The 14,571-nt window shown below is 53.8% G+C and carries 13 protein-coding genes, 1 pseudogene and 1 riboswitch; of the genes and pseudogenes, 10 read left to right on the forward strand and 4 right to left on the reverse strand.

Translation table 11 applies throughout. The annotated features are described in order from the left end of the window. Positions 1-101 precede the first annotated feature (101 nt). Both ACLBVC_RS19710 and ACLBVC_RS19715 read left to right on the forward strand, forming a co-directional pair. Entirely contained in the window at positions 102-1,415 is a 1,314-nt protein-coding gene (locus ACLBVC_RS19710) for an MFS transporter (RefSeq protein ID WP_410151033.1), read from the forward strand. After that, positions 1,412-3,775, forward strand: a complete 2,364-nt coding sequence (locus ACLBVC_RS19715; RefSeq protein WP_410151034.1) for a glycoside hydrolase family 31 protein — start codon at positions 1,412-1,414, stop codon at positions 3,773-3,775. The genes ACLBVC_RS19710 and ACLBVC_RS19715 overlap by 4 nt, the downstream gene beginning before the upstream one ends. A gap of 44 nt (positions 3,776-3,819) precedes the next feature. On the opposite strand, the gene xseA is transcribed toward ACLBVC_RS19715, so the two are convergent. Next, the gene (gene xseA, locus ACLBVC_RS19720; protein WP_410151035.1) at positions 3,820-5,193 is read right to left on the reverse strand and encodes an exodeoxyribonuclease VII large subunit; all 1,374 of its coding nucleotides are present in this window, start codon (positions 5,191-5,193) and stop codon (positions 3,820-3,822) included. Between the two features lie 169 nt (positions 5,194-5,362). On the opposite strand from xseA, the gene guaB reads away from it, so the two are divergent. Together guaB and guaA are read left to right on the forward strand one after the other, a co-directional pair. Further along, positions 5,363-6,829, forward strand: coding sequence for an IMP dehydrogenase (gene guaB, locus ACLBVC_RS19725; protein ID WP_152324560.1), 1,467 nt, complete (start codon positions 5,363-5,365; stop codon positions 6,827-6,829). Between the two features lie 106 nt (positions 6,830-6,935). Continuing rightward, a complete protein-coding gene (gene guaA / locus ACLBVC_RS19730; protein ID WP_101076328.1) occupies positions 6,936-8,513 on the forward strand; it encodes a glutamine-hydrolyzing GMP synthase in 1,578 nt (525 codons plus the stop codon). Positions 8,514-8,605: 92 nt separating this feature from the next. On the opposite strand, the pseudogene ACLBVC_RS19735 reads toward guaA, so the two are convergent. Beyond that, positions 8,606-9,382: pseudogene (locus tag ACLBVC_RS19735) on the reverse strand (NAD(P)H-dependent oxidoreductase). A gap of 85 nt (positions 9,383-9,467) precedes the next feature. On the opposite strand from ACLBVC_RS19735, the gene ACLBVC_RS19740 reads away from it, so the two are divergent. Next, complete coding sequence (locus ACLBVC_RS19740; protein ID WP_410151036.1) at positions 9,468-10,361, forward strand: LysR family transcriptional regulator; 894 nt, start codon at positions 9,468-9,470, stop codon at positions 10,359-10,361. Positions 10,362-10,435: 74 nt separating this feature from the next. On the opposite strand, the gene ACLBVC_RS19745 is transcribed toward ACLBVC_RS19740, so the two are convergent. Beyond that, positions 10,436-11,098 carry a DUF3313 domain-containing protein gene (locus tag ACLBVC_RS19745; RefSeq protein ID WP_410151037.1) on the reverse strand — a complete coding sequence of 221 codons (663 nt, stop codon included), beginning with the start codon at positions 11,096-11,098 and terminating at the stop codon, positions 10,436-10,438. Positions 11,099-11,237: 139 nt separating this feature from the next. Beyond that, the gene (locus tag ACLBVC_RS19750) at positions 11,238-11,672 is read right to left on the reverse strand and encodes a GNAT family N-acetyltransferase (protein WP_410151038.1); all 435 of its coding nucleotides are present in this window, start codon (positions 11,670-11,672) and stop codon (positions 11,238-11,240) included. A gap of 185 nt (positions 11,673-11,857) precedes the next feature. On the opposite strand from ACLBVC_RS19750, the gene ACLBVC_RS19755 reads away from it, so the two are divergent. The 5 genes from ACLBVC_RS19755 to thiD all read left to right on the forward strand — a co-directional run bounded on the left by ACLBVC_RS19755 (position 11,858) and on the right by thiD (position 14,569). Next, the gene (locus ACLBVC_RS19755) at positions 11,858-12,178 is read left to right on the forward strand and encodes a PAS domain-containing protein (RefSeq protein ID WP_410151039.1); all 321 of its coding nucleotides are present in this window, start codon (positions 11,858-11,860) and stop codon (positions 12,176-12,178) included. Between the two features lie 270 nt (positions 12,179-12,448). Beyond that, on the forward strand, positions 12,449-12,604 hold the full coding sequence (locus ACLBVC_RS19760) for a hypothetical protein (RefSeq protein WP_410151040.1): 156 nt from the start codon (positions 12,449-12,451) through the stop codon (positions 12,602-12,604). Between the two features lie 22 nt (positions 12,605-12,626). Continuing rightward, positions 12,627-12,773, forward strand: a complete 147-nt coding sequence (locus tag ACLBVC_RS19765; RefSeq protein WP_410151065.1) for a RidA family protein — start codon at positions 12,627-12,629, stop codon at positions 12,771-12,773. 53 nt (positions 12,774-12,826) lie between these two features. Next, positions 12,827-12,928, forward strand: a riboswitch (TPP riboswitch). Positions 12,929-12,962: 34 nt separating this feature from the next. Next, positions 12,963-13,772, forward strand: a complete 810-nt coding sequence (thiM, locus tag ACLBVC_RS19770; RefSeq protein ID WP_410151041.1) for a hydroxyethylthiazole kinase — start codon at positions 12,963-12,965, stop codon at positions 13,770-13,772. Further along, on the forward strand, positions 13,769-14,569 hold the full coding sequence (gene thiD, locus ACLBVC_RS19775) for a bifunctional hydroxymethylpyrimidine kinase/phosphomethylpyrimidine kinase (protein WP_410151042.1): 801 nt from the start codon (positions 13,769-13,771) through the stop codon (positions 14,567-14,569). Before thiM ends, thiD begins: the two co-directional genes overlap by 4 nt. Positions 14,570-14,571: the final 2 nt, after the last annotated feature.

Raw genomic sequence — 14,571 nt, forward strand, 5'->3', positions numbered from 1 at the left:
CAAAAAATCACGTTTCGCTCACAAATCCGTCTGCCTACTCTGCGGAAGTACCTCAAATAACACATCATCTGCGGCAACGGCTGACGGGTGGGAGAACAGGCATGACAATTCAAATCAACACCGAAACGGCGGCTGTGACAGGGCGTCGCAAAATAAAAGCATTACGCTGGTGGATGCTGGCGCTGTTCCTCCTCGGCGTGACGGTTAACTACGTCACCCGAAATTCTCTGGGTTTACTGGCTGCTGAACTTAAAACCAGCCTGAACATGACGACCGAACAATATTCCTACATCGTGGCGGCGTTTCAGGCCGCTTATACGATATTCCAACCGTTATGCGGATGGCTGATTGACGTCATCGGGCTGAAACTTGGCTTTCTGATTTGTGCGTCAATTTGGGCCGTGGTCTGTATGTTGCATGCGGGCGCGGGCAGCTGGATCCAGCTGGCTGTTTTACGTTTCTTCATGGGGAGTGCCGAAGCGGCGGCCACACCGGCCAATGCGAAAGCGATTTCCGACTGGTTCCCGCGTAAAGAGCGTCCGGTTGCAGCGGGCTGGGCGGGCGTCGGTTTCTCCATCGGCGCGATGCTGGCACCGCCGATCATTCTGGTGGCGCATATATCATTTGGCTGGCGTGGCGCGTTCCTGTTTTGCGGCGTGCTGTCAATGCTGTGGGTTCTGCTGTGGTGGAAATTTTACCATTCACCGGAAACGCATCCGAATTTAAGCAAGGAAGAACTGGCGCTAATCCGTCAGGACAATGAACCCCAGCAGGAACGTCTTCCTTTCATTAAATCCCTGAAAATTGTATGCAAGAACAAGAAATTCTACGGCATCGCCATCCCGGCATTCCTGGCTGAACCGGCGTGGGCCGTTTTCAGTTTCTGGGTTCCGCTGTATCTCGCCAACGAACGCGGCATGGATTTAAAACACATCGTAATGTTTGCCTGGCTTCCGTTCCTGGCCGCCGATCTGGGCAGTATTGCCAGCGGTTATCTCACCACGCTCTACCGTAAAATTTTCGGCTGCACCCGCATTAATTCCATCGTGGCCAGCTCCGTCACCGGCGCATTCATGATGCTGTCACTGGCGCTGGTTGCCGTGACCCAAAGCCCGTATGCCGCCATTGCACTGATTTCCATCGGCGGATTCGGCCATCAGGTCATTTCCTGCATGCTCAGCGCGGTTGTTGTTGAAACATTTGATAAAAGTCAGGTCGCGACCGTCAACGGAATGCGCGGTTCTTCCGCGTGGATCGCCAGCTTCCTGTTCTCACTGCTGATCGGTGCAGTCGCCGATTCGATTGGTTTTAACCCGTTGTTTATCGCAATGGGATTCTTTGATTTGGTTGGGGCCGTATTCCTGATTGCCCTGATCGCAGAACGCCGCAATCCGGCAAAAAGGGAGAGTGTATGAAAACGTTAAAACACTGGGAGCTTGCCGGGCAAAACAACGCAGGTGTGGATCTGCGTGTCGAAGGTAAGCATCTGTTTTGTCTGCGGGTGCTTGAAGAAGGGCTGATTCGCGTCTTTATTCAGCGCAACGGCGAACTGGCGCTGGACAGGACCTGGAGCATCGCGCCACAAAACGATGTGCCATGGGAAGGGCGTGACCGCCTGAGCAACGAAGGTTTTTCGCAGCCGGGCTTCCAGCTGTCGCAAGATGAAGACTCGCTGACTTTAACGACTGAGGCGCTGCGCGTCACGGTTCATCAGCCGCTGTGGCTGGAGTGGGAACATAAAAATGCGGCGGGTGAATGGCTGCCGCTGGTCAGTGACCGTAAAACCGGCGCGTATATGCTGGCGGTCAAAGGCGATGCCTCAGCACATTATCAGCTGCGCGAAAAGCAGGACAGCGTTTACGGACTGGGTGAAAAGGCCGGTGATCTCAACCGCAGCGGTCGCCGTTTCGAAATGCGCAATCTCGATGCGATGGGTTATAACGCGGCCAGCACCGACCCGTTGTACAAACATATTCCGTTTACGATGACCCGCCGGAATGACGTCAGTTTTGGCCTGTTCTACGACAATCTCAGCAATGTCTGGCTGGATCTGGGCAATGAACTGGATAACTACCATCTGCCATACCGACGTTTCAGCGCTGAAGCGGGCGATCTGGATTACTACCTGTTTATCGGCCCGACGTCGCTGAAAGTCACCAAAAAACTGGTGAAGCTGACGGGTAAAACTACCTTTGGCCCGAAATGGAGCCTCGGTTACAGCGGTTCGACGATGTATTACACCGACGCGCCGGATGCCCAGCAACAGCTGATGAAATTCATCACGCTGTGCCAGCAGCATGAAATTCCCTGCGATTCCTTCCAGCTATCATCGGGTTACACATCAATTGGCAACAAGCGTTACGTGTTCAACTGGAACTACGACAAAGTGCCTGAACCGGAAGTGATGTCGAAAGCGTTTCTCGACGCCGGTATTCGTCTGGCCGCTAACATCAAACCTTGCTTGTTGCAGGATCATCCGCAGTACGCGCAGGTGGCGGAGCAGGGCCTGTTCATTCGCGACAGCGAAAGCAACGTGCCTGAGCGCTCAGTTTTCTGGGATGACGAGGGTTCGCATCTCGATTTCACGCATCCGTCCGCCGTGCGCTGGTGGCAAAAAGGTGTGACGCAGCAGTTGCTGGAAAAAGGCATCGGCTCGACCTGGAACGACAACAACGAATACGAAGTCTGGGACAGCGACGCGCGTTGCCACGGTTTCGGCAAATCGATCGCCATCAAACACATCCGCCCGGTTATGCCGTTGCTGATGATGCGCGCGTCGTTTGAAGCGCAGCAAAACTTTGCGCCGGAAACCCGTCCGTACCTGATTTCGCGTTCCGGCTGTGCGGGCATGCAGCGTTATGTGCAGACATGGAGCGGCGACAACCGCACAAACTGGCAGACGCTGCGTTACAACACGCGCATGGGTATCGGGATGAGTTTGTCCGGTTTGTACAACGTCGGGCATGACGTCGGCGGTTTCTCTGGCGATAAACCGGATGCTGAATTATTTGTCCGCTGGGTACAAAACGGCGTGATGCATCCGCGTTTCACCATTCACTCATGGAATGACGATAACACCGTGAATGAGCCGTGGATGTATCCGCAGGTGACGCCGCTGATCCGTGATGCAATCCGTCTGCGTTACCGTCTGTTGCCGTATTTCTACACGCTGCTGTGGCAGGCACATGCCGAAGATGAACCGATGCTGCGTCCGACGTTCCTCGATCATGAGCATGATAAAAATACGTTCGCTGAAACCGATGATTTCCTGATGGGGCGCGACCTGCTGGTCGCCAGCGTTGTCGAAGAAGGCCAGCGCGAACGCAGTGTTTATTTGCCGGATAACGGTATCGGTTGGTGTGATTTCTATACCGGCGAATGGTTTGCCGGTGGTCAGACAATCACGCGCGATGCGCCGCTGGATCGCCTGCCGCTGCTGGTACGCGCCGGTGCTGCGCTGCCGCAATCTTCCCGTCTGGCGCACGTTGACGCCAGTCGCGATCTGCTGCGTGAACTGCATGTTTATCCAGCAGCGGGCCAGGCGAAATCGAGCGGTTTACTGTTTGAGGATGATGGCGAAAGCCACCGTTGGGAGCAAAACCATGCGCTGTGGGTGAACTGGGAAATTACCAGTAACGCGCAACGTATTGATATCACGCTGACTCAGCGCGGCGATTTCAAACCGGCGTGGAAAACTCTGAACATAGTTCTGCCGAAAGGCGAAGCGCGTGAGCTTTGGGTGAATGGAGTGAAGACCAACAGCTATAATCTGTAATTTTTCCGAATGCCTCTCCTGCGAAGGGGAGGTCAATTCGACGCTTATTTAGCAGCCCGTTTCCGCGTTTTCTTTTCCGCCACTACCGATTTTACTTCACTTTCAATCCAGCCATCGGCAAGCCGTGTTTTTAGCATCTCGCCGGGTGCTGTCTGGGTCGTTTTCTTCAGCAAAGTGCCTTTTGGTGTGGTCGTCACGCTGTAACCCCTCGCCAGTGTCGCCAGCGGGCTGACTGCTTCAAGCTGCGTGCAGGCCGTACCAAACCGCTGACGGCTTTCTGCCAGCTGTGATGACATCGCCTGTTGCAGCCGATATTGCAGCTGCTGAACCCGTTGCTGGGCGCGGTGAATGCGGGGCTGGGGTTGTTGCTGATTCAGACGCTGTTGCAACCTGTCGGTACGGCGCAGCATCTGACGCAGCTGGTTTTGCATCGCTTCATCCAGACGGCGACGCAGTTTGAACAACGCCGTTTGCTGGCGCGCCAGACGTAAATGCGGATGCTGTTGTTGCAGGCGATGATTCAGGCGCGAAAAACGCTGTGCCAGCTGTGCGAGATAATAATCCATCGCCATTTCAAGGCGCTGCTGCTGTGACTGAATCTGGCGTAGCAACTCCAGCTGATTGCGGCTGATCAACTCTGCGGCGGCCGACGGCGTCGGGGCGCGTAAATCTGCGACGAAATCGGCAATGGTCACGTCAGTTTCATGGCCGACCGCGCTGACAATGGGAATGCGGCTGGCGAAAATCGCCCGTGCCACGCGCTCATCGTTAAAACTCCACAAATCTTCCAGTGAACCGCCACCGCGCCCGACAATCAGCACATCAACTTCCGCACGGGTGTTGGCAAGCGCAATAGCGCGGACAATTTGCCCGGGTGCATCCACACCCTGAACGGAGGTCGGATAGATAATGACGGGCAGGGAAGGATCGCGGCGCTTGAGCACGTTCAGCACATCGTGCAGCGCGGCACCGCTGGCAGAAGTAATGACTCCGACGCATTTCGCAGGCGAGGGCAGCGGCTGTTTGAACTGCGCGTCGAACAACCCTTCTGTGGCCAGCTGCTGTTTCAGTAGATCGAATTTCTGCTGCAATAAACCGTCACCGGCTTCCTGCATACTCTCGGCAATCAACTGATAATCGCCGCGCGGTTCATATAGCGTAATAGTCGCACGGATCAAAACCTGCTGACCGTTTTGCGGGCGAAACGTGGTGCGACGATTGGTATTGCGGAACATCGCGCATTTGACCTGCGCGCGGTCATCTTTGAGGGTGAAATACCAGTGGCCGGAAGAAGGCTGGGAGAAGTTTGAGATCTCACCGGAGAGCCAGACCTGACCCATTTCGTTTTCCAGCAACTGTCGGACCGTCTGATTAAGGCGGCTTACGGTAAAAATAGGAGGCGAAGAAGGTAGTGGCATGTGATCCAGATCAAATTCAAAAACAGAGACTTAATCGACTGATACTACATACCCTAAAAAGGTAATCAAGAAGTTTTTTCAAATAGTGCTGGTCGGGATGCACACTCACCTGTATACTCCAGCTGCAATATTTTATCTTTTCCGCATCCACCTTGGTGAGATATTGCCCATGCTACGTATCGCAAAAGAAGCACTAACGTTCGACGACGTTCTCCTTGTTCCAGCCCACTCCACAGTTTTGCCCAATACTGCCGACCTCGGTACTCAACTGACCGCTAAAATCCGTCTGAATATCCCTATGCTGTCCGCAGCAATGGATACGGTGACTGAAGCGAATCTGGCGATTGCTCTGGCGCAGGAAGGCGGCCTTGGCTTCATTCACAAGAACATGTCTATTGAGCGTCAGGCGGAAGAAGTCCGTCGCGTGAAGAAGCATGAAAGCGGCGTTGTTGCTGACCCTAAAACGGTGACTCCGGCGACCACTTTACGCCAGGTTAAAGAACTCACTGAAATTAACGGTTTTGCCGGTTACCCGGTTGTGACCGAAGAAAACGAACTGGTCGGTATTATTACCGGTCGTGACGTGCGCTTCGTGACCGATCTGGAACAGCCTGTGACCGCGGTAATGACGCCGAAAGAACGTCTGGTTACCGTGAAAGAAGGCGAAGCCCGCGAAGTCGTCCTGCAAAAAATGCACGAAAAACGCGTAGAGAAAGCGCTGGTGGTTGACGCGCAATTCCATCTGCTCGGTATGATCACCGTCAAAGACTTCCAGAAAGCCGAACGTAAACCAAACGCATGTAAAGATGAGCAGGGCAGCCTGCGTGTCGGTGCTGCGGTTGGCGCAGGCGCGGGCAACGAAGAGCGTATTGATGCTCTGGTTGCGGCGGGCGTTGACGTTCTGCTGATCGACTCCTCACACGGTCACTCTGAAGGCGTTCTGGAACGTATTCGCGCCACCCGCGCAAAATACCCGGATCTGCAAATCATCGGCGGTAACGTTGCGACTGGCGCAGGTGCTCTGGCATTAGCTAAAGCGGGCGTGAGCGCGGTTAAAGTCGGTATCGGCCCGGGTTCAATCTGTACCACCCGTATCGTCACCGGCGTCGGTGTTCCGCAAATTACTGCGGTTTCTGACGCAGTTGAAGCGCTGGAAGGCACCGGTATTCCGGTGATCGCTGACGGCGGTATCCGTTTCTCCGGTGACATCGCAAAAGCCATCGCTGCCGGCGCAAGCTGCGTGATGGTCGGCGGTATGCTGGCTGGGACGGAAGAATCTCCGGGTGAAATCGAGCTGTATCAGGGCCGTTCATACAAATCTTATCGCGGTATGGGTTCGCTGGGCGCGATGTCCAAAGGCTCCTCTGACCGTTACTTCCAGACCGATAACGCGGCTGACAAACTGGTGCCGGAAGGTATCGAAGGTCGCGTTGCCTATAAAGGCCGTCTGAAAGAAATCATCCACCAGCAAATGGGCGGTCTGCGCTCCTGTATGGGGCTGACCGGTTGTGCTACCATCGACGACCTGCGCACCAAGGCTGAATTTGTTCGTATCAGCGGTGCGGGAATTCAGGAAAGCCACGTGCACGACGTGACGATTACCAAAGAGTCACCTAACTACCGCATGGGTTCTTAATCCCTTAAGACAGCGAGCAATTAGCTCGCTGTCTGCTTTTATTGCACTAAGAAAAATTTAACCTGTTGTTTTAACGCTTTTATTGCTTTCTGGAAAACGCCCCCTCATGAGCGAAAATATTCACAAGCACCGTATCCTGATCCTCGATTTCGGCTCCCAGTACACCCAACTTGTTGCACGCCGCGTGCGTGAACTCGGTGTCTATTGCGAACTCTGGGCCTGGGACGTAACCGAAGCCCAAATCCGCGAATTCAATCCGAACGGGATCATCCTGTCCGGCGGCCCGGAAAGTACCACCGAGCATGACAGCCCACGCGCCCCTGATTACGTCTTCGAGGCCGGTGTACCGGTTCTGGGCGTCTGCTACGGGATGCAAACCATGGCGATGCAGTTAGGCGGCCATGTTGAAGGCTCAAACGAGCGCGAATTTGGTTATGCGCAGGTTGAAGTTCAGACTGAAAGCGCGCTGATCCGCGACATTCAGGATGCCCTGAGCGAAAACAATAAACCGCTGCTCGACGTCTGGATGAGCCACGGCGATAAAGTCACTGCAATCCCTTCTGATTTCGTGACCGTTGCCAGCACCGAGACGTGCCCGTTTGCCATTATGGCCAACGAAGAAAAACGCTTCTACGGTGTGCAGTTCCACCCGGAAGTCACGCACACCCGTCAGGGCCTGCGTCTGCTCGAACGTTTCATCATGGACATCTGCGAGTGTGAAGCTCTGTGGACACCAGCGAAAATCATCGAAGACGCCGTTGAGCGCCTGCGCGTTCAGATTGGCGACGATCATGTGATACTCGGCCTGTCCGGCGGTGTTGACTCTTCCGTGACTGCCATGCTTCTGCACCGCGCCATCGGCGACCGTCTGACCTGCGTGTTCGTGGATAACGGCCTGCTGCGTCTTAACGAAGCGGATCAGGTTCTGGAAATGTTCGGCGACCGTTTCGGTCTGAACATCGTTCACGTTGCTGCGGAAGACCGTTTCCTGTCAGCGCTGGCCGGTGTTGATGAGCCGGAAGCAAAACGTAAAATTATCGGCCGCGTGTTCGTTGAAGTCTTCGACGAAGAAGCCTGTAAGCAGGATGAAGTGAAATGGCTGGCGCAGGGCACTATCTACCCTGACGTGATTGAATCCGCTGCTTCTGCAACCGGTAAAGCACACGTAATCAAATCGCACCATAACGTGGGTGGTCTGCCGAAAGAGATGAAACTGGGTCTGGTTGAGCCGCTGAAAGAGCTGTTCAAAGACGAAGTGCGCAAAATCGGTCTGGAACTCGGCCTGCCGTACGACATGCTTTACCGTCACCCGTTTCCGGGGCCGGGCTTAGGTGTTCGCGTACTGGGCGAAGTGAAGAAAGAGTACTGTGACCTGTTGCGTCGCGCCGATGCTATCTTCATCGAAGAACTGCACAAAGCCGACCTGTACAACAAAGTCAGCCAGGCGTTCACCGTCTTCCTGCCAGTCCGTTCCGTTGGCGTGATGGGCGATGGCCGTAAATACGACTGGGTAGTTTCACTGCGCGCAGTAGAAACCATCGACTTCATGACCGCGCACTGGGCGCATCTGCCGTACGATTTCCTCGGCCGCTGCTCCAACCGCATCATCAACGAAGTTAACGGCATTTCCCGCGTTGTTTATGACATCTCCGGTAAACCACCGGCGACGATTGAGTGGGAATAAATTTTAGAGAAATCTAGAATTTAGCGCTACAAAAACGCCAGCAGGATCGCAAGCTCTGCTGGCGTTTTTTTATGTCTGAAACTCTCAGAATTCTATTTCAGATGCGCCGCAAACCCGGTTTTCTCTGGCGTGATTTCAGCTTTAAGCGTCAGTGAAGGAATGTCATAGTCGCCGCCATTTTGCTGACGGAAGGCGATGGGTGTTATGGTTTCCAATGTATCCAGCCGGGTCGCCAGTTCATCGCAAAGCTGATGAAATCGTGGTTCATCCGTACGGCCAGTGCGGTAGAACACCAGCGGCGGGAGCACGGTAAATCCCGGATAATGCAGGATCCCGTGATGGATGGGGAACAGCAAATCGTCTAGGGATCCGTTGATACCGCGCGGGCTGTAATGCGGTTCTCAGCCTCCGGTCGTTACCATCAGCATGGCGCGTTTTCCTGACATATTCCCTTCACCGTAACGGTCGCCCCAGTGCGAATCCGAATGTTCGCCCACGCCGTATGCAAACCCGTAGGCGTAAACCCGTTCCACCCAGCCTTTCATGATGGCAGGCATGGAAAACCACCACAGTGGAAACTGGAAAATCACGGTATCGGCCCAACGCAGTTTTTCCTGCTCGGCGGTGATGTCCGGGCTTTGCGTTCCGTTTTTGAACGCCCGCTGTGAATCCTGAGAAGGATTGAAAGGCATGTCCGTCGAAGGCGATGTATTGTCAGCGGCGTCCAGCGGAGCTTTCCATTGCATGGCGTAGAGGTCGGAAACCTGTACGCTGTGATCGGCGGCCTCCAGGTGTTTTACGGCGAAATTTTTCAACGAACCGTTCAGGGATTTCGGTTCCGGATGGGCGTAGACGATTAAAATATTCATGGCGGACTCTCCGTTAAGTGATGAAAGCAGAGTAGGCCGCCGTCAGGTATAGTTAAAATGAATTTAAAATATACCAGGTATAGTTATGAATAATTTCGGCCGTCTGGATCTCAATTTATTGCTCACGCTGGATGTCCTGCTCGCGGAGCACAATGTCACGCGGGCGGCGCAGCGGCTGAACTTATCCCAGCCTTCAATCAGCGTTCAGCTGGCTAAATTGCGTGAGTTTTTTGACGATCCGCTACTGCTGCCAGGCCCGCGCGGCATGCGTCCGACAGCGCGGGCTGATGAGTTACGTCAACCTCTGCAACAGGCGCTGGCTGCTCTGGCGTCTGCGGTTTCTGCCGGTGACGTTTTCGATCCGACGAAGGCAGAGAATACCTGGAATCTGGGCGCGGCGGATTATGGCGAATCCACCATTGTATTGCCTGTGCTCCAGGCATTCCGCGCTGTTGCGCCCGGAACAAAACTGGCGATTTTTGAAACATCACCGGTGCGGATTATGCGGAAAATGGAGCGCGGAGAACTGGATTTGGCGTTTCATACGGGGGAAGCGGTGCTGAAGGATTTACACAGCACGTTATTGTTTTCCGAACGTTATGTGCTGGTCGGCAGGAGAGGACATCCGCAGCTGGCGAAGCCGGTCACTATGCCGGTGTTTTGCTCGCTTGAGCATGTGATCGTTTCGCCTGATGGTGGTGGATTTCAGGGCATCACCGACAGCGCGCTGGCAGAAGCCGGGTTATCACGGCGCGTGGTGCTTTCCGTGCCGCATTTCCTGTTTGTCATTCAGGTTCTGCTGACCACCGATTTAGTCGCCATGCTTCCCGAGCGTCTGGTGCGTGGAAACCCCGCGTTGCACCTTACCGAGCCGCCCGTGAAAGTTCCCGGTTTTGAGATGCACATGTACTGGCACGAACGCTCGCACCGCGACCCGGCGCATATCTGGTTACGGGAATTCATGAGCAGTGCGGTGTGAAGAAAGCGGCATAAACAAAATAAAAAAGGCAGCCCTTTGGCTGCCTTTCAAAAATGCTGACTAACGCGTCTGACTTAGTTTGACTGGAACAGTTTAGTGTCGTTTGCCAGACCATCGATCACGACTTTCAGATCGTTAGCGGTGACTTTCTGGGTGTCATTGGAAACCTGTTTGCCGAAGCCTTTACGTACAACTTTGAAGACAGGTTTGCCGGTGCTGGCGTCGATCAGCTCACCTTCGAAATACACTTCCGTATCGCGTGTACGGTGTCCGCTGGCGGTTTCAGCACTTGCGATGACCAGTGCAACCGGAATCACTTCATAGAACTGCAAACCTTCCGCCGAAGTATTCACGCCGGTGATCGCACCACGGAAAATCAGGGTGCGCGGGCCGGCATGGTCAGTCAGCTGCAAACGATCCGCCATCGCGGGTTTCAAACGGCTGTTTGCGTAATCCAGTACACCCTGCAACGTTTCTTTGCTGATTTGTGGCGTTGGCTTAGGTTCCGGATAGAACGTAATAGGCTCGTATTTCAGGTAAGAATAATTGGCTTTTTTGAATGAAGGATCAATCCAGCGCAGTACAGGATTACCTGATACGGTTTTTACTTCAGTCAGATTGGAATAGTCACCGAGGAAGCCTGAGAATTTTTCCTTTTGTGTGACATGGTTAGTACAACCCGCCAAAAACAGAGCACCCGTAATCAGTGCTGCCTGCATCAGTTTTGTTTTTTTCATTCTTACCCTCGAAAATGTTTACGGAAGACAAAGTATGTATAGCACTGCTGTGGAATTTAACCTTTTAACTACAAAGAAAAATTGATGTTCATCAGGAATGAAGAAAATTACACTTGCTTGCTAATAATTTATCTATTAATCATTTGCCAGGTGAATGAAATAAATAATATTCGCCCTTCGGACTGTCGCCGGTCGAAATAATTTTCCAGCCCTTTGATAAATAAAATTCGACAGAGTTTTTACTCTTAACTAAGCATTTCAGTGACCCCGTTCGGGTGAACGTTTTTTCACTGGCGTGCAACAACGCGCTGCCTGCGCCGGTGCCCTGATATTGCGGGTCAATGAACAGATTGTGCAGGAAGTTTTCCTGCGTAAAAATTGAGGCGAATCCGAGCAGATGCCCGTCACGTTCGGCGACCAGTATTGTTTCGCCAATCACGGCGCGGTCAAAATCTTCGAGCTGAAAAACGTCTTCCATCCACGTCCAGGTATGTTTGCGCGATGCCAGATACAGCGTACGCAAAAAAGGACGATCGGCTTCTTCGTATGGGCGGATGTTGAGTGCTGGTGGCAAAGAGTGAAATCCTTTGAAAATATGAGGGCAGAGTACGTTCACTTCACTGAGCCATACTGCCAGCGAGTTTACGGGAGTTCAATTTGGTTTGTTGTGCGGGGGTAAATAAATCAACAGCAAAATGATATTTCAACATTCGGTTGATATTGTGTTCGATTCAAATGCAATGCCGGATTACATCACTCATGCCCAAAATTCCACCAGAAGCCGCAGCCGAAGGAGCACTCGTTCTGAAAACGCTCTTCGCCTCCGTGGATACCCTCGCTGCGGCCCTCGGCAACAATACTGAAATCGTGGTTTATGACCCGACGAATCCGTCATCTTCCGTGCTGAAAATCACCAATGGTCACGTTTCCGGCCGCGTGGTGGAGGATTCCATGTTCAGCGGCCCGGACGGTGATTTAGGGTTCGCCGGTCTTCTCAACGCCCGGAATCCGGCTTTTCCATCCTCCGAACCGCTGGTTATTGCGGATTACACGACAGTGACCGCGAAGGGACAAAACTGAAAAGTGCCACGACGGTTTATCGCGACGAGGCGGGCATCGCATTTGCCAGCCTGTGTATCAACGTTGATCTCAGCGAAGCTGAAATTGCACATGCGGTGCTCGGGCGCCTGTTCAGACAGTATTCTTCAGAGAATATGCCACAAAATACCCAAACCGGTCTCGAGTCCATGATGGAAGAAATCATTGATTCTTCCCCGTCTCAGTCGGGGTGTGCGGGTAAACCGATGAATAAAAAAACTGGAAGCCGTAAGGGTTATGCAGGATCGCGGGATGTTTATCGTCAAAAGCGGCGATCTTTATTTTGTTTCCGGCGAAGTGCCGATTACAGCGGAAGGCAAAACGCGCGCCGGAATTGAAGCGCAGACTCATCTGGTGTTTTCGAAAATAGCCGGGTCGCTTAAAGAATATAACCTGACGAATCGATGATGCTGTTTCCGTCAATGTTTACCTGACCGATAAGAAAGATTTCAAAGCTTTTAACGAGGCGTATGTAAAACATTTCAACGCGCCATATCCTGCACGCACAACAGTTTGCGTGGAACTTCTGGTCGATGTTTTACTGGAAATTAACCTTATTGCGTCGGCGGCGAAATAACGCGCTGTACGAAAAATCCTGATTGACCTTCTCAGGCTCGCCACCAATAATGCTTCCTTGACTCGGGGTGCCGCTCTTGCAAAAGAACGGCTGAGATTTTACCCGTATTACCTGATCTGGATTATGCCAGCGTAGGGAAGTCAGGTATCTCTCCCGATACCGCCTTCTTTAGCGCCGGTGGGGAGAACTATGAACACCCGACCTTCCGTTTTTTCTGGTGCAACAGCCGCCGCTTCTTTACAACAACTTCGTGCCTCCGCGCCGCTGGTTCACTGTCTGACCAACGATGTGGTGCAGTCCTTTACGGCCAATGTTCTGCTAGCACTCGGCGCTTCACCGGCGATGGTGATTGACCCAGCCGAAGCCGCGCAGTTCAGTGCAGTAGCTGATGCCTTGCTGATTAACGTCGGCACGCTGACCCGTCCTCATGCCGATGCGATGCTGGCGGCGATTCAGGCAGCGAATCAGGCCGGAAAACCCTGGGTGCTGGACCCGGTTGCTGTTGGAGGCCTGAACTGGCGCACTGAGTTTTGCCTCGAACTCATCAAACTCACGCCCGCGGCTATTCGCGGAAACGCCTCCGAAATCCGTGCGCTCACCGGACTGAGTGCATCCGGACGTGGCGTAGACAGCGGCGATGATTCCTTTTCTGCATTGCCCGCCGCACAAAAGCTGGCGCGGGAAACCGGCTCTGTGGTGGCTGTCACCGGTGAAACCGATTACGTCACCGACGGTGAACGCAGCTGGTCGGTTCCCGGCGGACATCCGCTGATGACCCGCATCGTCGGCACCGGCTGCTCCTTATCTGCGGTTGTTACGGCATTTGCCGCATTGCCCGGCAAACGTCTGGATAACGTTGCTGCGGCATGTCGAGTAATGTCGTGTGCCGGTGAGCGCGCCTGCGCCGTGGTGAAAGGGCCGGGCAGCTTTACGCCGGAGTTTCTTGATAACCTGTATTTAATGCGCGAAGAGTGGCTGAACGGGGAAAACATCGGATGAAAAGAATCAATGCCCTGACCATAGCAGGTACTGACCCGAGCGGCGGTGCGGGGATCCAGGCAGATCTGAAAACCTTCTCGGCGCTTGGCGCGTATGGCACGAGCGTAATCACTGCGCTGGTGGCGCAAAACACCCGTGGCGTGCAGTCTGTTTACAACATTGAGCCGGATTTCGTGGCCGCACAGCTGGATTCCGTACTCAGCGACGTGCGGATTGACAGCACTAAAATCGGCATGCTGGCGAACAGCCAGATTGTTGAAGCGGTCGCCGAAAGGCTTAAGTATTATCAGCCGCCTTTTGTGGTGCTTGATACCGTTATGCTGGCAAAAAGTGGCGATCCGCTGCTGTTACCGGAGGCCGTTGATGCCGTGCGCCGTCTGCTTATTCCGCAGGTTTCAATTATTACCCCCAATCTGCCGGAAGCCGCTGCGTTACTGGAATGCCCGGTAGCGGTGAATGAGTCAGAAATGCGTGAACAGGGCGAAGCGTTACTGGCGATGGGATGTGAAGCTGTGCTGATCAAAGGCGGTCATCTGAGTGATGAAGAAAGCCCGGACTGGCTGTTTTTGGCAGATTCACGTGAGCGTTTTACCGCGCCGCGGGTGAATACCCGACATACGCACGGCACCGGCTGTACGTTGTCGGCAGCGCTGGCGGCATTGCGTCCGCGTCACAATAATTGGGCAGATACCGTGCGGGGAGCCAAAGACTATCTGCAACAGGCGCTGATGCAGGCCGACTCACTGGAAGTCGGCCACGGCATCGGGCCGGTGCATCATTTTCACCGCTGGTGGTAAAA

Source organism: Rahnella selenatireducens, from assembly GCF_046449555.1.
In the GTDB taxonomy this organism is placed as follows: domain Bacteria; phylum Pseudomonadota; class Gammaproteobacteria; order Enterobacterales; family Enterobacteriaceae; genus Rahnella; species Rahnella selenatireducens.

Excerpts from the sequence above, each read along its gene's own strand:
- thiM (WP_410151041.1), top strand. The coding sequence starts at position 12,963 with ATGAACACCCGACCTTCCGTTTTTTCTGGTGCAACAGCCGCCGCTTCT.
- ACLBVC_RS19755 (WP_410151039.1), top strand. The coding sequence starts at position 11,858 with ATGCCCAAAATTCCACCAGAAGCCGCAGCCGAAGGAGCACTCGTTCTG.
- xseA (WP_410151035.1), bottom strand. The coding sequence starts at position 5,193 with ATGCCACTACCTTCTTCGCCTCCTATTTTTACCGTAAGCCGCCTTAAT.
- ACLBVC_RS19710 (WP_410151033.1), top strand. The coding sequence starts at position 102 with ATGACAATTCAAATCAACACCGAAACGGCGGCTGTGACAGGGCGTCGC.
- thiD (WP_410151042.1), top strand. The coding sequence starts at position 13,769 with ATGAAAAGAATCAATGCCCTGACCATAGCAGGTACTGACCCGAGCGGC.
- ACLBVC_RS19715 (WP_410151034.1), top strand. The coding sequence starts at position 1,412 with ATGAAAACGTTAAAACACTGGGAGCTTGCCGGGCAAAACAACGCAGGT.
- ACLBVC_RS19740 (WP_410151036.1), top strand. The coding sequence starts at position 9,468 with ATGAATAATTTCGGCCGTCTGGATCTCAATTTATTGCTCACGCTGGAT.
- ACLBVC_RS19760 (WP_410151040.1), top strand. The coding sequence starts at position 12,449 with ATGTTTATCGTCAAAAGCGGCGATCTTTATTTTGTTTCCGGCGAAGTG.
- ACLBVC_RS19745 (WP_410151037.1), bottom strand. The coding sequence starts at position 11,098 with ATGAAAAAAACAAAACTGATGCAGGCAGCACTGATTACGGGTGCTCTG.
- guaB (WP_152324560.1), top strand. The coding sequence starts at position 5,363 with ATGCTACGTATCGCAAAAGAAGCACTAACGTTCGACGACGTTCTCCTT.
- guaA (WP_101076328.1), top strand. The coding sequence starts at position 6,936 with ATGAGCGAAAATATTCACAAGCACCGTATCCTGATCCTCGATTTCGGC.